Source organism: Pseudomonas sp. ML2-2023-3, from assembly GCF_037055275.1.
Classification (GTDB): domain Bacteria; phylum Pseudomonadota; class Gammaproteobacteria; order Pseudomonadales; family Pseudomonadaceae; genus Aquipseudomonas.
In genome coordinates this window covers 818,781-840,627 of record NZ_CP146343.1, presented here as the reverse complement: position 1 = coordinate 840,627, position 21,847 = coordinate 818,781, and the positions used below count along the sequence as shown (strand labels likewise).

Here is a 21,847-nt window from a genome sequence, read left to right as displayed (position 1 = left end):
AGCAAATGCAATATGCGCGCTGCCCGGATGGGCGAGCGGACTGAACAGTTTAAAAAATCACCAGCCATTAGGGAAGCGCTGATTTTTCGGCCACTGTCCCAAAAACCTCTGTAAGCGCCAATGTAAAGCCCTTACAGGGGTTTTGGGAAGTGCTGTTTAACCGAGCAGTTCGGCCAGTAATTTGCCAAAACGCTGCTGTTGACGTTTTTGCTGGAGCCGATTGGCGCGAAAAATGGCCTTCAGGTCCTCGAGTGCCAGAGCAAAATCGTCATTGATGATCAGATAGTCATAGTCGACATAGTGGCTCATTTCACTCACGGCTTCGCGCATCCGGCCATCAATGATTTCGTCGCTGTCCTGGCCGCGGTTGTCCAGACGCTGACGCAGGGCTTCCTGGCTTGGCGGCAGGATAAAGATCGAACGCGCCTGCGGCATCAACTTGCGGACCTGCTCCGCACCCTGCCAGTCGATTTCCAGAATCAGGTCGTGACCTTCATCCAGTGTCTGCTGCAAATGGCTTTGCGAGGTGCCGTAAAGGTTGCCGAAGACCTCGGCGCGCTCCAGGAAGTCACCGTGTTCGATCATTTTCACGAACTCTTCGCGCTCGACGAAATGATAGTTCACGCCATTCACTTCACCTGGGCGCATGGCGCGGGTCGTGTGCGAAACCGAAACCCGGATCTGCGGCTCAACGTCGATCAACGCTTTGACCAGGCTGGTCTTGCCTGCGCCAGAAGGGGCAGAAACGATATAAAGGGTGCCAGTGCTGTGGTTCATGTCAGGGGATGCCTTACTCAATATTCTGTACTTGTTCACGCATCTGCTCGATCAACACCTTGAGGTTGACCGCTGCTTGAGTGCTGCGTGGATCGAATGCCTTGGAGCCCAGGGTATTGGCCTCGCGATTCAGTTCTTGCATCAGGAAGTCCAGACGGCGACCCGCAGCACCACCCGACTTGAGCACACGCCGCACTTCAAGAATGTGAGTGCTCAGGCGGTCCAGCTCTTCGGCCACGTCGCTTTTTTGCGCCAGCATGACCATTTCTTGCTCAAGACGCTGCGGATCAAGCTCAGCCTTCATATCGGCAAAACGATCGAGCACCTTTTGGCGCTGGGTGGCGAGCATCTGTGGCACCAGCTCACGCAAGGTTTCGACGTCGCCTTCAATCGCCGTCAAACGCTCGCTGATCAAACGGGCCAGCTCCGCGCCTTCGCGCTCGCGGCCGTTCTTGAGTTCTTGAAGGCCTTGCTTGAACAATGCAAGGGCCTGGGTATTCAAAGCTTGCGGGTCGCTTGCATCCGCCACCAGAACGCCGGGCCAGGCCAGCACTTCCAGTGGATTGAGCGGTGCTGGCTGCTTGATCAGGCTGGCAATGGTCTCGGCTGCGGCCACCAGTTGCGCGGCACGTTCACGGTCGACCTGCAGCGGCTTGCCAGTGGTTTCTTCGGTGAAACGCAATGTGCATTCCAGCTTTCCCCGGGAAATCCCCTGACGCAGCGCTTCACGCACCGCACCTTCGAGGTCACGGAAAGATTCAGGCAGTCGCAGGTGCGGCTCCAGGTAGCGGCTGTTGACCGAGCGCAGCTCCCAACTCAGGGTGCCCTGAGTGCCGGCGCTTTCGACGCGGGCAAAGGCGGTCATGCTATGCACCATGGACGGTACCTCGCGATTCAATGAATTAAGCCTGACGGCAATTAAGACCGCCGATTGTAACGCAGTGCAGCCGGTGGCCCCAAATGACGTCGGTCGTAAATACGTTCAACCTGATGACAAGCCGACGCGTCCTGCACCGCCATAGCCTTTCCTTTATAATGTTCGGCAGTTTTCCGTCCCGTACAGGTATCCCACATGAAACGTCCAAGTGGTCGCGTTGCCGATCAGCTCCGTCCGATCCGCATCACCCGCAACTACACCAAACACGCAGAGGGTTCTGTACTGGTCGAGTTCGGTGACACCAAAGTCATCTGCACCGTCAGCGTCGAGAACGGCGTACCGCGCTTCCTTAAAGGCCAGGGCCAGGGCTGGTTGACTGCCGAATACGGCATGCTGCCACGCGCCACCGGCGACCGTAACCAACGCGAAGCCAGCCGCGGCAAGCAAGGCGGGCGCACCCTGGAAATCCAGCGCCTGATCGGTCGTTCCCTGCGCGCAGCGCTGGATATGTCCAAGCTGGGCGATATCACGCTGTACGTCGACTGCGACGTGATCCAGGCAGATGGCGGCACCCGCACCGCGTCCATCACTGGCGCCATGGTTGCACTGGTAGACGCACTGAAAATCATCAAAAAGCGTGGCGGCCTCAAAGGCGGCGACCCTATCAAGCAAATGATCGCAGCGGTATCGGTCGGCATGTACCAGGGCGTACCGGTCCTTGACCTGGACTACCCTGAAGACTCGGCAGCCGAAACCGATCTCAACGTTGTGATGACCAGCAGCGGTGGCTTCATCGAAGTTCAGGGCACTGCAGAAGGCGCGCCGTTCCAGCCTGAAGAGCTGAACGCCATGCTCGCACTGGCTCAAAAAGGCATGAATGAAATTTTCGCCCTGCAGCAAGCGGCATTGGCGGACTAAACAGCCGGATTGATTGTCAAAGCCTTCAAACGACCCACCGGAGAACGCTATGAGTGAGCTGGACCTTTCAAAACCCCAACCGAGCCGCGACGCTCGTAAATGGGCCATGTTTTGTCACTTTTCGGCGTTTCTCGGGATGTGGTTTCCGTTTGGCAGCCTGATCGGCCCACTGATCCTGTGGCAGCTCAAGCGTGAAAGCGATCCCTTTATCGACGACCAGGGCAAGGAAGCACTGAACTTTCAGATCACCGTGGCGATTGCGTCTGCCATTTGCTACGTGCTGATGTTCATACTGGTCGGCTTCGCCTTGCTCGGCCTGGTGCTGATCGGTGCCGTGGTGCTGGTGGTGATCGCAGGCGTGAAGGCCAATGACGGGGTGGTGTACCGCTACCCCTTCACCTGGCGCCCATTGAAGTAACATATTTACCTTGTGGGTTGCGCACAAAAAAATGCCCGTATCTTTCGATACGGGCATTTTTTATGACGGCGACAAACACTTAGATAGTCAGTGTCCAGTCGTAGTCCACGATCAATGGCGCATGTTGCGAAAACCGTGGCTGACGCGGCAAGCGAGCGCTTCGTACAAAGCGACGCAAGCCTGGTGTCAGCAACTGGTAGTCGAAACGCCAGCCCAGATTAAGCATCTCGGCTTGTTCGTTGTCCGGCCACCAGCTGTACTGATCGCCCTCACGACTGACTTCGCGCAGGGCATCGACATAGCCCATGTTGCCGACAATCTCATCCATCCAGGCCCGTTCAGGCGCCAGGAAACCAGGCGATTGCTGGCTGTCACGCCAGTTTTTAATGTCGAGCTTCTGCTGCGCCACATACAACGAGCCGCAGTAGATGTACTCACGACGCTTGCGACGCTGCTTATCAAGGTAGCGCGCAAAGTCGTCCATTAGCTTGAACTTCTGGTTCAAGTCTTCATCGCCATTCTGCCCCGAAGGGAGCAACAAGGTCGCGATGCTGACCTTATCGAAATCGGCTTGCAGGTAGCGCCCGTAGCGATCGGCCGTCTCGAAGCCAAGCCCAGTGATGACTGCTTTCGGTTGCAACCGCGAATACAAAGCCACACCGCCTTGGGCAGGGACTTCAGCTTCGCAGGCATAAAGAAAGTAGCCATCGAGCTGGTAAGCTGGATCGTCCAGTTCAAAGGCGGAGGCGCGGGTGTCCTGCAGGCAGATAACGTCGGCATTCTGAGCTTGCAGCCAACTGAGCAAACCGCGCTCGACTGCCGTCTGAATACCATTGACGTTCACACTGATGATCCGCATAAATGGCCCCAAAAATCACGTGCGTGTATGATACACGCGGTCTTACTAATTAGCTAAATCCGTGGTATCTGGGGCTTTTTTCATGCAAGCGTATCAGCGCGACTTCATCCGTTTTGCCATCGATCGCGGCGTCCTGCGCTTCGGTGAGTTCACCCTGAAGTCGGGGCGTACCAGTCCTTACTTCTTCAATGCCGGCCTGTTCAATACAGGTTCTGCGCTGGCTCAACTGGGGCGCTTCTATGCGGCTGCCATCGTTGACAGCGGCATTTCCTTCGATGTGCTCTTTGGCCCGGCCTACAAGGGTATTCCCTTGGCTGCGACCACGGCCGTAGCACTGGCCGAGCACCACGACCGCGACATGCCGTGGTGCTTCAACCGCAAGGAAGCCAAGGCCCACGGCGAAGGTGGCAGCCTGGTTGGCTCGCCGCTCGAAGGCGATATCCTGATCATCGACGACGTGATCACGGCCGGCACCGCCATCCGTGAAGTCATGCAGATCATTCAGGCCCAAGGCGCCAAGGCAGCAGGCGTGATGATTGCCTTGAACCGCCAGGAGCGCGGCAATGGCGAGCTGTCGGCCATCCAGGAAGTCGAGCGCGACTTCGGCATTCCGGTGATCAGCATCGTTTCGTTGAACCAGGTTCTGCAGTTCCTGGCCGAAGACGAAACGCTCAAGCAGTACCTGCCAGCTGTTGAAGCGTACCGGGCGCAGTACGGGATTTAACCCCCGGCCATAAAAAAGCCCCGCCCGGCGATTGCCGGGCGGGGCTTTTTCAGTTCTGCCTACAGCGGTTTGCTGTTGGTGATCAGCGTGCCCACACCGGTGTCGGTGAAGATTTCCAGCAACACGGCATTCGGTACACGACCGTCGACAATATGCGCAGTCGTCACGCCACCTTGCACGGCTTCCAGCGCGCAGCGGATTTTTGGCAGCATGCCGCCGTAAATGGTGCCGTCGGCAATCAGGTCATCCACCTGAGCAGTTGTCAGACCGGTCAGCACCTTGCCTTCCTTGTCCATCAAGCCTGCAATGTTGGTCAGCAACATCAGCTTCTCGGCCTTGAGGGCTTCGGCAACCTTGCCCGCCACCAGATCAGCGTTGATGTTGTAGGACTCGCCATTGGCGCCCACACCGATTGGTGCGATGACCGGGATGAAATCGCCCTTGGTCAGCATGTGCAACAGGTCGGTATTGATGTCGATGACCTCACCCACATGACCGAAGTCGATGATTTCAGGCTTGGTCATTTCTGGCGTTTGACGTGTCACGACCATTTTCTTGGCGCGAATCAGGGTCGCGTCCTTGCCGGTCAGACCGATGGCGCTGCCGCCATGACGGTTGATCAGGTTAACGATTTCCTTGTTCACATGACCGCCAAGCACCATCTCCACCACATCCATGGTTTGCGAGTCAGTCACGCGCATCCCGTCGATGAAATGACTTTCGATGGACAAACGCTTGAGCAAATCACCGATTTGCGGCCCGCCACCGTGTACCACGACCGGGTTGATACCCACGGCCTTCATCAACACGATGTCACGGGCAAAACCGGTTTTCAGTTCGTCGTTTTCCATAGCGTTGCCGCCGTACTTGATCACCAGCGTCTTGCCGACGTAACGGCGAATGTAGGGCAGCGCTTCGGACAAAACCTTGGCGACGTTGGAGGCGGCATCACGTTCGAGGGTCATTCAGGGCTCCGGTAGAACAAGTCGATCAAAACGGTAGTGGAAGATCAGGGGCCACACGCTTCAGTTGAGCGTGAAAGACGTCCTTGATGCGTTGCAGTTCGGCCTCGGTTTGGGCCTCGAATCGCAGCACCAGCACCGGAGTGGTGTTGGATGCGCGAACCAGGCCCCAGCCATGAGGGTAATCAACCCGCACACCATCAATGGATGTCAGCTCGGCGGCGTCACCCCATTGGGCGTCGTGCAGAGCGTCAATGATGCTGAATTTGCTCTCATCCGTCACATCGATATTGATCTCTGGCGTAGAAATATCGTTCGGGAAGGCCTCAAACAGCTCTTCAGCCGTCTCCTGGCGCTTGCTGAGGATCTCCAGCAGGCGCGCAGCGCTGTAAATGCCGTCGTCGAAACCGAACCAGCGCTCCTTGAAAAAGATATGCCCGCTCATCTCGCCTGCCAGCAGGGCACCGGTTTCCTTCATCTTCTTTTTGATCAACGAGTGGCCGGTTTTCCACATCAGCGGCCGGCCACCATACTCTTCGATCCAAGGCGCCAAGCGGCGTGTGCATTTCACATCGAAAATGATCTCGGCCGCAGGATTGCGTTCAAGTACATCTTGGGCAAACAGCATCAGCAAACGATCCGGGAACACCATGGTGCCTGTGTTAGTCACCACACCCACGCGGTCGCCATCACCATCAAAGGCAAGCCCTACATCAGCGTTGGTTTCTTTGACCTTGGCGATCAAGTCCACCAGATTTTCCGGTTTTCCCGGGTCCGGATGGTGATTAGGAAAGTTCCCATCCACCTCACAGAACAAAGGAATCACTTCACAGCCTAGAGCCTCGATCAGTTGCGGGGCAATCACTCCCGCAGCACCGTTGCCGCAATCCACCACCACTTTCAAACGCCTGGCCAGCTTGATGTCCTGTGTAATTACATCAGCGTAGGGCGAAAGAATATCTACACGCTCGATACTGCCCTCGCCCCAGCTCAGATCGTTGGTTTTCAAACGCGTGTGCAGTGCCTGAATTTGTTCGTTGGCCAGAGTATCGCCCGCGATTACGATTTTAAATCCGTTATAGTTCGACGGGTTGTGGCTGCCCGTGAGCATCACCCCCGACTTACCAGCCAACACGTTAGCCGCGTAATACAGCGCAGGCGTTGGTACCAACCCCACATCGCTGACCTTGCAGCCACTGTCCGCCACACCCTGGATCAAACGCTCGACCAGCTCAGGGCCGGACAAACGACCGTCCCGACCCACTGACACATTGGGCTCGTCCTTGGCCAGACTCTCGGCTCCAATGGCTCGGCCAATCCAATACGCAGTTTCGGCGGTCAAGGTTTGGGGGACCACGCCACGAATGTCGTACGCGCGAAAAATGCTGTCAGGAAATTGGGGGGCGACCGAAGCTTGGCTAATCATTGCAGTGGGGACTCCATGTTCTGAGGATTCGGGAGGGGGCGACATCAATGTGGACAACAAAGAGGGTAAATACATCTGCGTGAATTTCATCCTGAATTACCACGCCGAACTGATCAGGCCAGGCAGAGCGCCTGACCTGATATTGCACGGTCAGAGCTTGCCTGAGTGACCAAAGCCGCCAGCACCGCGCTGGCTTTCGTCGAACTCTTCGACCAGCTCAAAGTGCGCCTGCACCACCGGCACCAGTACCAATTGAGCAATGCGCTCGCCGATAGTGATGTTGAAGGCGGTCTGGCCACGGTTCCAGCACGACACCATCAGTTCGCCCTGGTAATCGGAGTCGATCAGGCCGACCAGGTTGCCCAGCACGATGCCATGCTTGTGGCCCAGGCCCGAGCGCGGCAGGATCAGGGCGGCAAGGCCGGGATCGCCGATATAGACCGACAGGCCCGTCGGGATCAGCAGGGTCTGGCCTGGCTCCAGAACGGTGTCTTGTTTAAGCATGGCGCGCAGGTCCAGGCCTGCGGAGCCTGGAGTGGCGTACTGCGGCAGCGGGAATTCGTTACCAATGCGTGGATCGAGGATCTTGGCTTGCAAAGCGTGCATACGAGTTAAACCTGGCTCAGACGTTCGGCGATAAAAGTGATCAGCTGGCGGGCAATCTTGCCCTTGCTGGTCTGGGCAAACACAGTGGCGTGCAGTTCGCGGTCAATCACGCTGCACGCGTTCTCCTCACTGTTGAAGCCAATGCTGGGGTTAGCCACATCGTTGGCAACAATCAGGTCGAGGTTTTTGTCTTTGAGCTTGCGGGCAGCGTAATCGAGCAGATGCTCGGTTTCTGCGGCGAAGCCGACACTAAAAGGGCGATCAGGACGCGAAGCGATGGTGGCCAGAATGTCTGGATTGCGCACCATCTGCAGCAACAAGCCGTCGCCCTTGGTAGGGTCTTTCTTGAGTTTTTGCGGGGCGACTACTTCCGGGCGGTAGTCCGCAACAGCAGCAGAAGCGATAAACACGTCACAAGGAATCGCCGCCTCACAGGCAGCGAGCATGTCACGGGCACTGACCACGTCGATGCGGCTGACCCGATCAGGGGTCGGCAAATGAACCGGGCCGGTAATCAGGGTCACGCGGGCACCCGCTTCAACCGCCGCTTCGGCCAGGGCAAAGCCCATTTTCCCGGAGCTGTGGTTGGTGATGTAACGCACCGGGTCGATGTTTTCCTGGGTCGGGCCTGCGGTAATCAGTACGTGCCTGCCGGTCAGCAGCTGACGCTGGAAACACTCGGCGGCGCAGTGCACCAGATCATCGGCTTCGAGCATGCGGCCAAAGCCCACATCGCCACAGGCCTGGCTCCCGGAGGCCGGGCCAAACACACGCAGACCACGGCTTTCAAGCAGCCGTGTATTGGCCTGGGTGGCCGGATCACGCCACATGGCCTGGTTCATCGCCGGCGCAATGGCCACCGTTGCATCAGTGGCGAGCACCAGCGTGGTCAACAGGTCATTTGCCAGGCCTTGGGCAAGGCGGGCGATCAGGTCAGCGGTCGCAGGTGCAATCAGCACCAGATCGGCCCACTTGGCCAGTTCGATGTGGCCCATGGCTGCTTCAGCCGCAGGGTCGAGCAAATCCAGATGAACGGGGTGCCCGGATAACGCCTGCATGGTCAGAGGCGTAATGAATTCGCTGCCGCCGCGGGTCATGACAACCCGTACTTCTGCGCCTTGGTCCAGCAGACGACGAACCAGCTCTGCACTCTTGTAAGCCGCGATGCCGCCGCCGACGCCCAAAACAATGCGTTTTCGATACAGCCGCTGCATAGGCCTGCCTTTTAGTTCGATGATGACTGCGTGAAAAATGGCCAAATGCCACGCAAAAATGATGGGCTAAGATAACACAGCGCCTGCCAGGGAACAGCGGCGCCCACTCACAAGGAGGTGTTATGAGCATTCGTAATTGGCCTGCGGCGGAGCGCCCGCGAGAGAAGCTTTTGGAGCACGGCTCATCCAGTCTTTCCGACGCCGAGTTGCTGGCCATTTTCTTGCGCACGGGGGTTTCAGGCAAAAGCGCAGTCGATCTGGCCCGTCATTTACTCACTGAATTCGGCAGTTTGCGGGCCTTGCTGGAAGCCGACATTCGCGGATTCTGCCGCCATCTCGGACTGGGGCCCGCCAAGTTCAGCCAGTTGCAGGCGGTACTCGAAATGAGCCGTCGCCACCTGGCAGAACGCCTGCGCCGGGACAGCGCTCTGGAAAGCCCGCAAGCGGTACGGGATTATCTGAAATCGCTGCTGCGCCATGAGCCTCATGAGGTCTTTGGCTGCCTGTTTCTGGACTCCAAACACCGCATGCTCGCCTTCGAAGTGCTCTTCAGAGGCTCGATCGACAGCGCCAGTGTTTACCCGCGCCAAGTGGTCAAGCGGGCCCTCACACACAACGCGGCAGCGGTAATTTTTTGCCACAACCACCCTTCAGGCATCAGCGAGCCCAGCCAGGCCGACCGCACGTTGACCAAACGCTTGATCCAGGCGCTGGATCTGATCGAAGTGCGGGTGCTGGATCATTTCATTATCGGCGACGGCCAACCCCTTTCAATGGTTGAACACGGCTGGATGTAGCGTTCAAGGCTTAACGCTGACCGTCGAAAAGTCCTGACGCCCAAAAGGACTCACCTGATAGCCTTGAACGTCTTTACGGGTAAGTGCGTAGGCTGTCGGATGCGCCAGCGGCAGCCACAGCGCCTGCTGCTGGATCTGCGCCTGGGCCTTCTGATACAAGGCACTGCGTTTGTCCTGATCGGTCAGGGTTTTGCCTTCGCTGATCAAACTGTCCAGAGCCTTGTCGCAATAACGGGCAAAGTTGGTCCCGGACTTCACCGCCGCACATGAAAACTGTGGCGTCAGGAAATTGTCAGGATCGCCGTTATCACCGGCCCAGCCCATAAACAGCAGGTCGTGCTCACCCGCCTTGGCGCGGCGAATCAGCTCACCCCACTCGATCACTCGAATGTCGGCCTGGATACCGATCTTGGCCAGATCGGCCTGCAACAACTGCGCCCCCAGACTTGGGTTCGGATTGAGCACGCTGCCCGTCGGACGCGTCCAGATGGTGGTTTTAAAACCGTCCTTGAAGCCAGCCTTGGCCAGGAGTTCGCGGGCTTTTTGAGGGTCGTGGGCATACCCCGGCAAATCCTTGGCGAAGCTCCAGGTTGTGGCCGGGTAAATACCGTTGGCAGCCTGGGCGCTGTTTTCAAACACGGCCTTGAGATAAGTGTCCTTGTCGAAAGCCAGATTGATGGCCTGGCGCACCTCAGGCTTGTCCAGAGGCGGATGCTGGCTGTTGATGGCCACAAACGCGGTCATGAAGGCAGGGGTTTGCGTGACCGACAACGCGGGGTCCTTGATCGCTGCCGCCACGTCCAGTGGCTTGGGCGATAGCGCAATCTGGCACTCATTGCGGCGCAATTTTTGTAGCCGCACGTTAGCGTCCGGCGTGATGGCAAAAATCAGCCCATCCACAGCGGGTTTGCCTGCGAAGTAGTCAGGATTGGCCTTGTAACGCACTACCGCATCTTTCTGGAAACGGCTGAATATAAAAGGTCCGGTGCCGATCGGCTGACTGTTCATCAGCTCCGGGGTGCCGGCTTTCATCAGTTTGTCGGCGTATTCGGCCGAGTAAATCGACGCAAAACCCATGCTCAGTGCTGGCAGAAAGGTGGAGTCAGGACGGCTGAGAGTGAAGCGAACTGTCAGCGGGTCCGGCGTCTCGATCTTTTTTATCAGCTCAGGCAACTGCAAGGACTGGGCATGGGGGAAACCGCTTTGAGCCACCTTGTGCCAAGGGTTGGCAGGATCGAGCATGCGCTCGAAGCTGAAACGCACGTCATCGGCATTCAACGCTCGGCTCGGGGTGAAATAGGGCGTGCTGTGAAACTTGACGCCAGGACGCAGCTTAAAGTCGTACACAAGGCCATCAGGGGACACTGACCAGCTTTGCGCCAAACCCGGCACCAGCTTGGCGGCTTGGGCGTCAAAGTCCACCAGGCGGTTCATCAGCACGTCTGCCGAGGCATTGGTGGTACTGAGCGAGTTGTACTGCACCACATCGAACCCTTCGGGGCTGGCCTCGGTGCAAACGCTCAAAGTGGCCGCCTGCACCAGTGGGGTCAGGCAAAAGGTGAGCAAAAAGGGGACGGCAGCAAGGCGCATGATCTGTTTCCTTTACAAGTCGATGAGGCCCATCTGCAAGTGCAGTCTGGAAAAGTCCTACCCTAGTGTTCCGCTACTCAAATGACTACTTTTTAATAGCGTTTGAAGCCCCGTAGTCGCTGCCGAAGGCTGCGAAGGGTTGCGAAGCAACCCGTTTTCCCGGGTCTGTACGGACCTTTCCGCAGCCTTCGGCAGCGATTACAGGTACACACTTCGCCTGAAAATCTTCTCCCCGCGACGAGCGGTAAAACGCTTTAAGGCATAGACGCCGCGTGGATTGGCGTTAAAATGGCGGCTTCATTAATTACAGCAAATCACACTGCCTGTTGTTGCTCTTTAGTCTTTCTGGTATAAAGCAGCGCTCTTTTCTAGGGGCCCGGTTCCTGCGTTTGTAGGTGTAGCCGGTAAGACCCTTAAAGAAACGCGGCGCCTGGCGCCATGACTGAGAGATTAAGCGGCCAACCCATGCCGGGTTGGGCATGTGGTTTTAGAGGGCTGAGGCATGTCGAGAGTCTGTCAAGTTACCGGTAAGGGTCCGGTGACTGGGAATAACATTTCCCACGCAAATAACAAAACCCGTCGTCGTTTCCTGCCGAACCTGCAGCATCACCGCTTCTGGGTTGAAGAAGAGAAACGTTTTGTTCGTCTGCGCGTATCTGCTAAAGGCATGCGTATCATCGACAAGCGTGGCATTACTGTCGTGCTGGCCGAAATCCGCCGTGCTGGCAAGATCTAAGGGAGCTAATCATGCGTGAATTGATCCGTTTGGTGTCGAGCGCTGGTACAGGCCATTTCTACACCACTGATAAGAACAAGCGCACCACTCCGGACAAAATCGAAATCAAAAAATTCGATCCGCGGGTTCGCAAGCACGTGATCTACAAAGAAGCCAAAATCAAGTAATTGGTTTTTCTTCTTACAAAAAAGGCCCATATCTCACGATACGGGCCTTTTTTGTTGCCTGCGGTTTAGCTGCACTTACGCACCGTTACCGCACCCTGTTCAACCACAGCTCAGCGAGCTGAGCTTGTTGCCTTCATTGACCAACACCCTAAGGCGATAGCTGTTGAACTCCTTGGTATAGCCCTTGCCAGGGACCTCCACGCGGACCTCCCGAGCGCCGTAAGTGTTGCGCCACAACTCCACCAACTGCGGCGTCACTTCTGGTGCAACCACATAGTTGAGCGCCAGATTCTTATCGCACAGGCCCTCTTCAGCAGCCATCGCAGGCAGTGAAAACGCTGCGAGCATCATGCTTGCCGCCAGCGCGGCACTTTTGGAAACAGTAGTCTTCGACATGATTCATCCTTGTTAAAAAAGCCATTGTGAGTGCGGGGGCTGACAGTGCCTGCTCGTCCATGAGTATTTGGCACCGCAACGCCTTGCCCTCCAAAGACTGGCTCACTTTGACGCCCATATCCGCGGCGACGTGTTTCCTGGTTTGTCTTTCAAGGTGCGGCAAATGCCCATAAAAAAGCCCCGCCTTCAATATCAGGCAGAGCTCTTAAAGCGCTCTGGATCAGCGGTTTCAAACCTTCTGTTCAAACACCACGTAAATCTTCCGACATGGTTCAAGCACTTCCCACGTCCCGCGAAACCCTGCCGGGATGACAAAACGATCACCGGCCCGGAGGGTCTTGGCGTTACCGTCATGGTCACGCAAGACAGAAACGCCCTGCACAATCTCGCAGTATTCATGCTCGGTGTAATTGACCGTCCATTGACCCACAGCACCTTCCCACACGCCCGCACTCATTTGTCCGCACGGGCTGTTGTAATGGTTGTGGATAACTTGTTCGGGAGCGCCCTTGAGCACCTTTTCCGGTGCCGGGCTGAAGCGGTCAGCCTGGGTGTTGGCAGTGCTGAAATCGACGATGGTTGCGATGCTCATGGTTCTTGTCCCCCCGAAATTGCGGTGTATGTGGCCAGAAAAACCAAAGTCTATGTTTATTAAAACGAACAAGCCATGCCGTTTGCGACTCATGTGTCAAATATATTGAAAGTTCCTGGGCCACTGGTTTAGGGTGACGCTTCCATTTCAATAAGAGGAGGACACTCGAATGACCACCCTGACGCGTGCTGATTGGGAACAACGGGCCCAAGAGCTGAAAATCGAAGGCCGTGCCTACATCAATGGTGAGTACACCGATGCGGTCTCCAATGAAACGTTCGAGTGTCTGAGCCCGGTCGATGGCCGTTTGCTGGGCAAAATTGCCAGCTGCGATAGCGCTGACGCCCAGAGAGCCGTAGACAATGCACGCCAGACGTTTGAGTCCGGTGTCTGGTCCCGCCTGGCCCCGGCCAAGCGCAAGGCCACGATGATCCGCTTTGCCGGCCTGCTGAAACAAAACGCCGAAGAACTGGCCCTTCTTGAAACCCTGGATATGGGCAAGCCGATCAGTGACTCCCTGGGCATCGACGTGCCAGGTGCCGCCGGCGCGCTGAGCTGGAGCGGTGAAGCCATCGACAAGATCTACGACGAAGTCGCTGCCACCCCCCACAACCAACTGGGCCTGGTGACCCGCGAAGCCGTTGGCGTTGTCGCCGCGATCGTGCCGTGGAACTTCCCGTTGATGATGGCCTGCTGGAAACTCGGTCCGGCTCTGTCGACCGGTAACTCGGTGATCCTCAAGCCGTCTGAAAAATCCCCACTGACTGCCATCCGTATCGCAGCTCTGGCCGTTGAAGCCGGTATTCCTGCGGGCGTACTCAACGTGCTGCCAGGCTATGGCCATACCGTCGGCAAGGCCCTGGCCCTGCACATGGATGTCGACACCCTGGTATTCACCGGCTCGACCAAGATCGCCAAGCAACTGATGATCTATTCCGGCGAATCCAACATGAAGCGCGTCTGGCTTGAAGCGGGTGGCAAGAGCCCGAACATCGTCTTCGCCGACGCACCGGACCTGCAGGCTGCGGCCGAATCCGCTGCCAGCGCCATTGCCTTCAACCAGGGTGAAGTGTGCACAGCCGGTTCGCGCCTGCTGGTGGAGCGCTCGATCAAGGACAAATTCCTGCCGCTGGTGATCCAGGCCCTCAAAGGCTGGAAGCCCGGCAACCCGCTGGACCCGGAAACCACCGTGGGCGCTCTGGTTGATACCCAGCAAATGAACACCGTGCTGTCGTACATCGAGTCCGGCCACAGCGAAGGCGCAAAACTGGTAGCAGGCGGCAAACAAATCCTGCAGGAAACCGGCGGCACCTACGTTGAACCGACGATTTTCGATGGCGTGAGCAATGCGATGAAAATCGCCCAGGAAGAAATCTTCGGTCCCGTGCTGTCGGTGATCACCTTCGACAGTGCCGAAGAAGCCATTCAGATCGCCAACGACACGCCCTACGGCCTGGCCGCAGCAGTGTGGACAGCTGACATCTCCAAGGCTCACCTGACCGCCAAAGCCCTGCGCGCCGGCAGCGTGTGGGTCAACCAGTACGATGGCGGCGACATGACCGCACCGTTTGGCGGCTTCAAACAGTCGGGCAACGGGCGTGACAAGTCGTTGCACGCGTTCGACAAATACACAGAGCTGAAATCCACTTGGATCAAGCTGTAACAGCCTTAACGCAACACCCTGTGGGAGCGGGCTTGCCCGCGATGGCAGCATTGAGGTCTGACTGACAGACCCCGGTGCCTTCATCGCGGGCAAGCCCGCTCCCACACTGGTTTTTACACCACACATTTGGAGCACAGACATGCGTTGGGCGACGTATTTCGCCGTTCTGGCCTCGGTTCTCAGTGTCGGCCTGGCACTGGGCGTGAGCATGCCGCTGGTATCGTTTCGGCTTGAAAGCTGGGGTTATGGCGGGTTCGCAATTGGCGTCATGGCCGCCATGCCGGCGATAGGTGTGCTGGTCGGCGCCAGCCTGGCAAGCAAGCTGGCTGCACGCTTTGGCACACCCGGCCTGATGCGCCTGTGTCTGTGGTGTGGGGCGCTGTCCATCGGGCTGCTGGCGTTACTGCCCAGCTATCCGGTGTGGCTGGTACTGCGCCTGCTGATCGGCGTGGTACTCACGATTATTTTTATTCTCGGCGAAAGCTGGATCAACCAGCTGGTAGTCGAGCAATGGCGCGGCCGCCTGGTCGCGCTGTATGGCTCGGCCTATGCCTTGAGCCAATTGTCCGGGCCACTGCTGCTGGGCCTGGTCGGCTCTGAAGATGACTACGGTTTCTGGATCGGCGTTGCATTGCTGACCCTTGCGCCTTTACTGCTCATGGGTCGCGACGGCGCACCCACCACCGAATCCTGCAGCGTGACCTTCAAGGATTTACTGGGATTCTGTCGAGGCTTACCGGCTATTGCGTGGGCCGTAGCGCTGTTTGCTGCTTTTGAGGCAATGATTCTTACGCTTCTGCCCATCTACTGCCTGCGCCAGGGCTTTACCGCTGATATTGCACTGGCGATGGTCAGCACCGTTGTGGTGGGCGATGCCCTGCTGCAATTGCCGATAGGGGCGCTGGCCGACCGTCTGTCCCGCCGTTCGCTGTTTACCGGCTGCGCAGTACTGCTGATGCTGTCGAGCCTGGCGGTGCCGTTCTTGCTCAATACCCTGCTGATCTGGCCGCTGTGGGTGATCTTCGGTGCCAGTGCCGGCGGCTTGTTCACCTTGTCACTGATCCTGATCGGCGAGCGCTACCGTGACGATGCCCTGGTGCGCGCCAACGCCCACGTCGCGCAACTGTGGGGTATCGGCTGCCTGATCGGGCCATTGGCCGCCGGTGCGGGCAGCCAGTGGATCAGCGGGCACGCCTTGCCGCTGTTCATGGCCGCAGGCGCGCTGGTACTGGTGATTCTGGTGTTGCGCCAGGGAGCATTCGGCGCGGAGCAAGCAACGGCTTCATAGCATCTTTTCCAGCCCCACACGCTTGCTGAACCAGGCATTGAGCCGCCGCCACCAGTTGCCCGGCTCCCGATGCAAGGTGTGCAACTGGCCGTTGTCTTCAGTCACCCAGACAAGCTTGCCCTGCTCAAGCCTTGGCTCATAGCTCAAGGCCGGAGCCATGCCTTGCAGGGCCAGCTTGCGGGTTTCGGCGGCCAGTTCCGGGCTGTCCACCAACACACCGACCTCGGTGTTCCACAACCCCGAACGCGGGTCGAAATTGAAAGAGCCAATAAATGATTTCTGCTGGTCAAAAATCATCGCCTTGCTGTGCAGGCTCGAATCCGAACTCATCCCGTGCTTGAACAGGTGCAGTCCACTGCCTCCGTTGCTACCCGGCTGGCGACGCAGTTCAAACAGTTTGACCCCGTGTTCCAGCAACGCTTTGCGATAAGGGGCGTAGCCGCCGTGAACAGCGGGTACGTCCGTCGCTTCCAGTGAGTTGGTCAATAAACGTACATCGACCCCCGCATCCGCTCGACCCGTCAGGTACACCAACCCGGTTTCACCCGGCACAAAATAGGCCGAGATCAGGATCAGTTCCTGGTTCACTCCCGCCAGCTCCGGCGCCAACTGCGTGGTCAGCAACAAGTGGGAGTCTGGCTCCCCCCTGGCCAGTACCTTGCTCGGCGCATCCCACAGCGCCTGATTCCAGGCCCAGATCAGCTCTTTGCGCCAAACATCCAGCTGCGGGTTGGTCTCATAGGATGCCAACTCTTGATAAAGCGCCGGGTTGCGTTGCTGCGCCCGCTTGAGCGAGGCCTCGAGTTTTTTACGCGCCTTGCCCAATTCATGCACAGACAGTTTCGACGAGACAAAATCACCAATCGGCTGGCTGAGGGCGCTGTTCCAGTATTGATCGAAACCGTGCCCCAATTGTTCTGCCACCGGGCCAACGCTGAGCAGGTCGATATCGGTGAAGTTCAGCTCGGGCTTGGCATCGAAATACTCATCACCCAGATTGCGCCCACCCACAATCGCCACGCTGTTATCGGCCAGCCAGAGTTTGTTGTGCATGCGCCGGTGCTGGCGCGAGAGGTTGAACAGCCGCCCCATGGCTCGGGTCACGCCCGTGCTGCGCCCCAACTGCAGAGGATTGAACAGCCGGATCTGGATATTGGGATGGGCCGCAAGTGTCGCCAGGATATCGTCCAGGCCATCACTGGCGGTGTCATCGAGCAGGATCCGCACGCGCACGCCGCGATCTGCCGCCTTGAGCAGTTCATCAATCAGCATGCGCGTACTCAACCCGTCGTGGACGATGTAGTACTGCAAGTCGAGGCTGCTTTGCGCATTGCGGATCAGCTCTGCACGGGCCCTGAACGCTTCGCCGCTGTTGGGCAGCAGGCGAAATCCGGAGCGACCCTGATAGGGCGCGGCCTGGGCCTGGATGGAGCGGCCAAAGGCCGAGTCTGCGGCTGGCAACGCCTGGGTTGGCTCACGGGGCACGTCCAAAGTGGCACAACCTCCCAGCAATACAGCCAAAAACAATGCACAGAGTGATTTCAACGTGTAGAGCCTCGGGCCAGACGTCACAGGGTGATTAAACAGCTTCTGCCAACAGTTTACTGGCCGCCATCCCGACCTTGCGCACCGCCTCCTCAACCTGAGGCGTAGGCTTTGCAGCGTAGTTCATGCGCAAGCAGTTACGGTATTTGCCCGAGGCAGAGAAAATACTGCCCACCGCAATCTGCACCCCCTGATCCAGCAGCGCGCGGTTGAGGCGCAAGCTGTCAAACCCTTCCGGCAGCTCCAGCCAGAGCATAAAACTGCCTTGGGGCCGACTGGCGCGAGTGCCGGGTGGAAAGTAGCGACTGATCCAGCCCAGCATCAGGTCTCGATTGCGCTGATATTGGCTGCGCATTTTGCGCAGGTGCGGTTCGAAATGGCCGTTCTTTAAAAAGTCGGCAATGGCCAGTTGCGGCTGTGGCGCTGTGGAACCGGTGCTGATGTATTTCATGTGCAGCACCCGCTCCAGATAACGACCCGGCGCGACCCAGCCAACGCGCAAGCCGGGCGCCAGGGTTTTGGAAAATGAGCTGCACAGCAAGACCCGCCCATCATCGTCGAAGGATTTGATCGTGCGCGGACGCGGATAGGTATAAGCCAGTTCGCCGTACACATCGTCTTCGATAATCGCCACATCAAAACGCTGAGCCAGTATCACCAGCGCCCGCTTGCGAGCCTCGGGCATGATGTAGCCCAGCGGGTTGTTACAGCTGGGCGTAATCTGGATCGCCTTGATCGGCCACTGCTCCAGCGCCAGCTCCAGCGCCTCGAGACTGATGCCGGTCAGCGGATCGGTAGGGATCTCGAGCGCCTTCATGCCCAACCCCTTGAGGGTTTGCATGGCGCCATGAAAACTCGGCGAATCGACCGCCACGATGTCACCCGGCTCACACACCGCGCGAATACTGCACGACAGCGCCTCATGGCAGCCGGTAGTGATCACCAGGTCTTCAGCACCCAGCTGGCAGCCCGAATCGAGCAACAGACGCGCCAACTGCTCACGCAGGCCCAGCACCCCGTACACGTTGTCGTAATACAGACCGGGCAAATCCAGGCGACGACTGATTTGCGCCAGGCTGCGCAACAGCAGCTTGATAGTTGGCGTAGTGACGTCAGGCATGCCCCGTCCCAACTGGATCACGTCCTTCTGCGGCACGGAACGCACCAGTTCCAGCACTTGTTCCCACTGGGAAATTTCCACCGGCCGCTGAGCCGGTTTACCCATGCCCGGCAAGGCAGGCAGCTCACGTTCCATTGGCACGAAGTACCCGGACTTGGGGCGTGGCGAAGCCAGCCCATTGTCTTCCAGCAACCGATACGCCTGCTGCACCGTGCTCAGGCTCACGCCATGCTCGGCGCTTAGCGCCCGCACTGATGGCAATCGGTCGCCAGGACGATAAAAGCCCTGTTCGATGCGCGTACCGAGCAGGTCAGCGAGATTGACGTAAAGGGACATTGCCGGACTCCAGGAGTGCTGACCAGTACAGATGAGCTGAAAACCGAGGATTCAGCGTCTAAAAGGCCGTATCTGTATGTATATAAAATGACTTTGCTGAATCTGTCATGGTTTTGAGCGTAAGGCCATCATGCTGACTCATGGTAATCGAGTCAAAAGGAGCTGTCTGATGAATGGTTTGAGCGATGTCCGCCTGACGCTGCACAGCCAACAATTACTGGCCGAACACGAGGCCAGGGAAATCATTAACGCCCCTGCAGCGCTGGGGCGCTGGAGCCTGTTCTGGCACCGCGCACGCAGCCGCCGCGTGCTGCTCAACCTTGACGAGAATCAACTGCGTGACGTGGGCCTGAGCCGCGAAATGGCCCGACGCGAAGGCTGCAAACCTTTTTGGCGTTCGTGAATACTGCGCTGTGTGCAAGGGAGCTTGCTCCCACCGTTTTAACGCAGCTCTTTGATCCGATGCCACAGCATCCCCAGCGCCAGCAACGGCGAGCGCAGGTATTTGCCGCCAGGGAAGGTGATGTGCGGGACTTTGGCGAACAGGTCAAAACCGTCGCTGTGCTGACCACTGATGGCTTCGGCCAGCAACCTGCCCGCCAGGTGAGTCGCGTTGACCCCATGCCCTGAATACGCCTGGGCGTAATACACATTGGGCTGCTCTTGCAGGCGGCCGATTTGCGGCAAGCGGTTGGCGCCAATGCCGATCATGCCGCCCCACTGGTAATCGATTTTCACGTCGTTGAGGTGCGGGAACACCTCAAGCATTTTGGGCCGCATATACGCCGCAATGTCTTGAGGATCGCGACCCGAATAGTGACAAGCCCCCCCAAACAGCAAACGTCGATCCGCCGATAACCTGTAGTAATCCAGCGCCACCCGCTGATCACACACCGCCATGTTCTGCGGCAGCAAGGCGTGGGCCTGGGCTTCGCTCAGCGGCTCGGTGGCGATGATGTAGCTGCCCGCAGGCAGTACCTTGCCACTCAGTTGCGGATTCAGGTCTTTTAAATAGGCGTTGCAGCCCAGCACCAGGCTTTTGGCCCGTACCGAGCCCTGCGCCGTGTGTACCCTTACTTCAGGGCCATAATCGATACGGGTCACGGTGGAGTTTTCAAATAGCTTCACGCCCAGCTGCGCAGCTGCCGCCGCTTCGCCCAGCGCCAGGTTGAGTGGATGCAAATGCCCCGAGCCCATATCGATCAGGCCGCCGACATAACGATCCGAGCCCACCACGCTATGCACCTCGCTGGCTTGCAGCAGACGGACTTCGTGGCGATAGCCCAAACCCCGCAGTTCCTGGGCTTCTTCGGCAAAACCTTCAAGGTCACGCGGCTTGTTGGCCAGATCGCAGTAGCCCCATGTCAGGTCGCAGGCGATATTGAAGCGCTCTACGCGACGGCGAACGATTTCCACCGCCTCCAGCCCCATCAACTTCATCTGCCGTACGCCGTCTTTGCCGATAACCCCTTCAAACTGCTCAAGGCCATGGCCGACACCGCGAATCAATTGACCGCCATTGCGCCCGCTGGCGCCCCAGCCGATCTTGTGAGCCTCGAGCAAAACGACGCTCATGCCGCGCTCGGCAAGCTCCAACGCGGTGTTGAGCCCGGAAAAGCCGCCACCCACCACGCACACATCCGCCACCACATCACCCTGCAGCACCGGATGATCGGGCTGCGGCAGGCTGCTGGCGGCGTAATAAGAGGCGGTGTGCTGGCTGCGCTGAACCGGGGCGCTCATGGGCGAATCCTGATTATTGATGTTTGGAAAATTTGACGGAGCATAAGCCGGGCCATTCCCACGGGGCAAGAACAGCTGGACGGCCCTGTCTAGAGCCGGGGTTTTCAGGCAGACTTTGCGGCCTTTTCAAAATCGGTACGTTCTGGATGAGCTGCAACAGTCACAAGATCCGCTTTCTCAGGCAGCAAATCCCCTCGTTTGACTGCGTGCCGGGTTGCCATGACTGCTGCGGACCGGTGACCACCTCCTCCGAAGAAATGGCCCGCTTGCCGCGCAAGACTGCCGCCGAGCAGGAAGCCGCGATGGACGAGCTTGACTGTGTGCACCTGGGACCCAATGGCTGCACGGTGTATGAAGAGCGACCATTGATCTGTCGCCTGTTCGGCACCACGCCCACACTGCCCTGCCCCAACGGCCGACGCCCGGTGGAGATGATTCATCCCAGCGCTGAGAAGCTGGTGCATGAATACATCGCCAGTACGCGCCAGGTGCTGGTTTAAGCCCGCAGGGTTCAATCGGCAATCGGCAGGTTCAGGCTCTCTTTCACTTCTTCCATCACGATATAGCTCTTGGACTCACGCACGTGGGGCAATTTGAGCAGGATGTCGCCCAGCAACTTGCGGTATGAAGCCATCTCGCTGATCCGCGCCTTGACCAGATAGTCGAAATCTCCCGACACCAGATGACACTCCAGCACGTGAGGTAACTTCAGCACCGCGCGGCGAAATTCATCAAAGGTGTCGCCAGACTTGTAGTCCAGGCTGATCTCAACAAAAACCAGCAGGCTGCCCTGCAAGTGCTGCGGGTTGAGCCGGGCGTTATAGCCCATGATGATGCCTTCACGCTCCAGCCTTCTTACCCGTTCTGTACAGGGCGTAGTGGACAGCCCGACCTTCTCTCCCAGCTCGGTAAACGAGATGCGGCCATCGACCTGAAGGATGCGCAAAATATTGCGGTCAATCTTGTCCAATTCACGTTTTGTTTGGTGATTTGTACGCATAGGAGATTCTCCTCCGTGAAAAGGGTTGTGCCCGAGAATTGTCGCCAAATATAGCTGCTTATACAGTGAATTCCACTACTCAATGCTTCATAT

Annotated in this window: 23 protein-coding genes and 1 pseudogene; 10 read left to right on the top strand and 14 right to left on the bottom strand. The window is 58.0% G+C overall.

What is annotated here, in order from left to right; genetic code table 11:
* Nucleotides 1-156: 156 nt before the first annotated feature.
* The gene (gene gmk, locus V6P94_RS03840; protein ID WP_019828193.1) at nt 157-777 is read right to left on the bottom strand and encodes a guanylate kinase; all 621 of its coding nucleotides are present in this window, start codon (nt 775-777) and stop codon (nt 157-159) included.
* A gap of 13 nt (nt 778-790) precedes the next feature.
* Nucleotides 791-1,654, bottom strand: a complete 864-nt coding sequence (locus tag V6P94_RS03835; protein ID WP_133075064.1) for a YicC/YloC family endoribonuclease — start codon at nt 1,652-1,654, stop codon at nt 791-793.
* Between the two features lie 195 nt (nt 1,655-1,849).
* Here V6P94_RS03835 and rph point away from each other — a divergent pair, with 195 nt between their 5' ends.
* Entirely contained in the window at nt 1,850-2,572 is a 723-nt protein-coding gene (gene rph / locus V6P94_RS03830) for a ribonuclease PH (protein ID WP_016782701.1), read from the top strand.
* Between the two features lie 49 nt (nt 2,573-2,621).
* The gene (locus V6P94_RS03825; RefSeq protein ID WP_019828196.1) at nt 2,622-2,990 is read left to right on the top strand and encodes a DUF4870 domain-containing protein; all 369 of its coding nucleotides are present in this window, start codon (nt 2,622-2,624) and stop codon (nt 2,988-2,990) included.
* A gap of 79 nt (nt 2,991-3,069) precedes the next feature.
* Here V6P94_RS03825 and V6P94_RS03820 read toward each other — a convergent pair whose 3' ends face one another.
* Nucleotides 3,070-3,849, bottom strand: coding sequence for an exodeoxyribonuclease III (locus V6P94_RS03820; protein ID WP_003437806.1), 780 nt, complete (start codon nt 3,847-3,849; stop codon nt 3,070-3,072).
* Between the two features lie 82 nt (nt 3,850-3,931).
* On the opposite strand from V6P94_RS03820, the gene pyrE reads away from it, so the two are divergent.
* Nucleotides 3,932-4,573: an orotate phosphoribosyltransferase gene (gene pyrE, locus V6P94_RS03815; protein WP_133075063.1), complete on the top strand. Its 642-nt coding sequence runs from the start codon at nt 3,932-3,934 to the stop codon at nt 4,571-4,573.
* A gap of 59 nt (nt 4,574-4,632) precedes the next feature.
* Here the strand turns inward: pyrE and argB are convergent, their stop codons facing one another.
* From argB to coaBC, 4 genes and pseudogenes are all read right to left on the bottom strand, one after another.
* Nucleotides 4,633-5,538 carry an acetylglutamate kinase gene (gene argB, locus V6P94_RS03810; RefSeq protein ID WP_019828199.1) on the bottom strand — a complete coding sequence of 302 codons (906 nt, stop codon included), beginning with the start codon at nt 5,536-5,538 and terminating at the stop codon, nt 4,633-4,635.
* A 25-nt stretch (nt 5,539-5,563) separates the two neighbouring features.
* Nucleotides 5,564-6,940: pseudogene (locus V6P94_RS03805) on the bottom strand (phosphomannomutase/phosphoglucomutase); the annotation flags it as partial.
* Nucleotides 6,941-7,111: 171 nt separating this feature from the next.
* Nucleotides 7,112-7,567, bottom strand: coding sequence for a dUTP diphosphatase (gene dut / locus V6P94_RS03800; protein ID WP_019828201.1), 456 nt, complete (start codon nt 7,565-7,567; stop codon nt 7,112-7,114).
* Nucleotides 7,568-7,572: 5 nt separating this feature from the next.
* On the bottom strand, nt 7,573-8,781 hold the full coding sequence (gene coaBC / locus V6P94_RS03795) for a bifunctional phosphopantothenoylcysteine decarboxylase/phosphopantothenate--cysteine ligase CoaBC (protein WP_338649032.1): 1,209 nt from the start codon (nt 8,779-8,781) through the stop codon (nt 7,573-7,575).
* 122 nt (nt 8,782-8,903) lie between these two features.
* Between coaBC and radC the strand changes: the two genes are divergently transcribed.
* A complete protein-coding gene (gene radC / locus V6P94_RS03790; RefSeq protein ID WP_133075060.1) occupies nt 8,904-9,578 on the top strand; it encodes a DNA repair protein RadC in 675 nt (224 codons plus the stop codon).
* A gap of 3 nt (nt 9,579-9,581) precedes the next feature.
* Here the strand turns inward: radC and V6P94_RS03785 are convergent, their stop codons facing one another.
* The gene (locus tag V6P94_RS03785; RefSeq protein WP_133075059.1) at nt 9,582-11,168 is read right to left on the bottom strand and encodes an ABC transporter substrate-binding protein; all 1,587 of its coding nucleotides are present in this window, start codon (nt 11,166-11,168) and stop codon (nt 9,582-9,584) included.
* Between the two features lie 502 nt (nt 11,169-11,670).
* On the opposite strand from V6P94_RS03785, the gene rpmB reads away from it, so the two are divergent.
* Nucleotides 11,671-11,904, top strand: coding sequence for a 50S ribosomal protein L28 (gene rpmB, locus V6P94_RS03780; protein WP_019410280.1), 234 nt, complete (start codon nt 11,671-11,673; stop codon nt 11,902-11,904).
* Nucleotides 11,905-11,915: 11 nt separating this feature from the next.
* A complete protein-coding gene (gene rpmG, locus V6P94_RS03775; protein ID WP_003437824.1) occupies nt 11,916-12,071 on the top strand; it encodes a 50S ribosomal protein L33 in 156 nt (51 codons plus the stop codon).
* Between the two features lie 99 nt (nt 12,072-12,170).
* Here the strand turns inward: rpmG and V6P94_RS03770 are convergent, their stop codons facing one another.
* Complete coding sequence (locus V6P94_RS03770; protein ID WP_133075058.1) at nt 12,171-12,467, bottom strand: I78 family peptidase inhibitor; 297 nt, start codon at nt 12,465-12,467, stop codon at nt 12,171-12,173.
* 229 nt (nt 12,468-12,696) lie between these two features.
* Nucleotides 12,697-13,059 carry a cupin domain-containing protein gene (locus V6P94_RS03765; protein WP_133075057.1) on the bottom strand — a complete coding sequence of 121 codons (363 nt, stop codon included), beginning with the start codon at nt 13,057-13,059 and terminating at the stop codon, nt 12,697-12,699.
* A gap of 169 nt (nt 13,060-13,228) precedes the next feature.
* Here V6P94_RS03765 and V6P94_RS03760 point away from each other — a divergent pair, with 169 nt between their 5' ends.
* Together V6P94_RS03760 and V6P94_RS03755 are read left to right on the top strand one after the other, a co-directional pair.
* Nucleotides 13,229-14,722 carry an aldehyde dehydrogenase gene (locus V6P94_RS03760; RefSeq protein WP_133075056.1) on the top strand — a complete coding sequence of 498 codons (1,494 nt, stop codon included), beginning with the start codon at nt 13,229-13,231 and terminating at the stop codon, nt 14,720-14,722.
* 139 nt (nt 14,723-14,861) lie between these two features.
* Nucleotides 14,862-16,010: an MFS transporter gene (locus tag V6P94_RS03755; protein ID WP_133075055.1), complete on the top strand. Its 1,149-nt coding sequence runs from the start codon at nt 14,862-14,864 to the stop codon at nt 16,008-16,010.
* Here V6P94_RS03755 and V6P94_RS03750 read toward each other — a convergent pair.
* Nucleotides 16,005-17,555 carry a phospholipase D family protein gene (locus V6P94_RS03750; RefSeq protein ID WP_133075054.1) on the bottom strand — a complete coding sequence of 517 codons (1,551 nt, stop codon included), beginning with the start codon at nt 17,553-17,555 and terminating at the stop codon, nt 16,005-16,007. The genes V6P94_RS03755 and V6P94_RS03750 overlap by 6 nt on opposite strands.
* Before the next feature lie 34 nt (nt 17,556-17,589).
* Entirely contained in the window at nt 17,590-19,011 is a 1,422-nt protein-coding gene (locus V6P94_RS03745; RefSeq protein WP_338649031.1) for a PLP-dependent aminotransferase family protein, read from the bottom strand.
* Between the two features lie 169 nt (nt 19,012-19,180).
* Here V6P94_RS03745 and V6P94_RS03740 point away from each other — a divergent pair, with 169 nt between their 5' ends.
* A complete protein-coding gene (locus V6P94_RS03740; RefSeq protein ID WP_133075052.1) occupies nt 19,181-19,414 on the top strand; it encodes a DUF1127 domain-containing protein in 234 nt (77 codons plus the stop codon).
* Between the two features lie 38 nt (nt 19,415-19,452).
* On the opposite strand, the gene V6P94_RS03735 is transcribed toward V6P94_RS03740, so the two are convergent.
* Nucleotides 19,453-20,754, bottom strand: a complete 1,302-nt coding sequence (locus tag V6P94_RS03735) for an FAD-binding oxidoreductase (protein WP_133075051.1) — start codon at nt 20,752-20,754, stop codon at nt 19,453-19,455.
* Nucleotides 20,755-20,900: 146 nt separating this feature from the next.
* On the opposite strand from V6P94_RS03735, the gene V6P94_RS03730 reads away from it, so the two are divergent.
* Entirely contained in the window at nt 20,901-21,254 is a 354-nt protein-coding gene (locus tag V6P94_RS03730; RefSeq protein ID WP_133075050.1) for a YkgJ family cysteine cluster protein, read from the top strand.
* Between the two features lie 11 nt (nt 21,255-21,265).
* On the opposite strand, the gene V6P94_RS03725 is transcribed toward V6P94_RS03730, so the two are convergent.
* Nucleotides 21,266-21,754 (bottom strand): Lrp/AsnC ligand binding domain-containing protein, encoded by a 489-nt coding sequence (locus tag V6P94_RS03725; protein WP_016782681.1) that lies wholly within the window; start codon nt 21,752-21,754, stop codon nt 21,266-21,268.
* Nucleotides 21,755-21,847 lie beyond the last annotated feature (93 nt).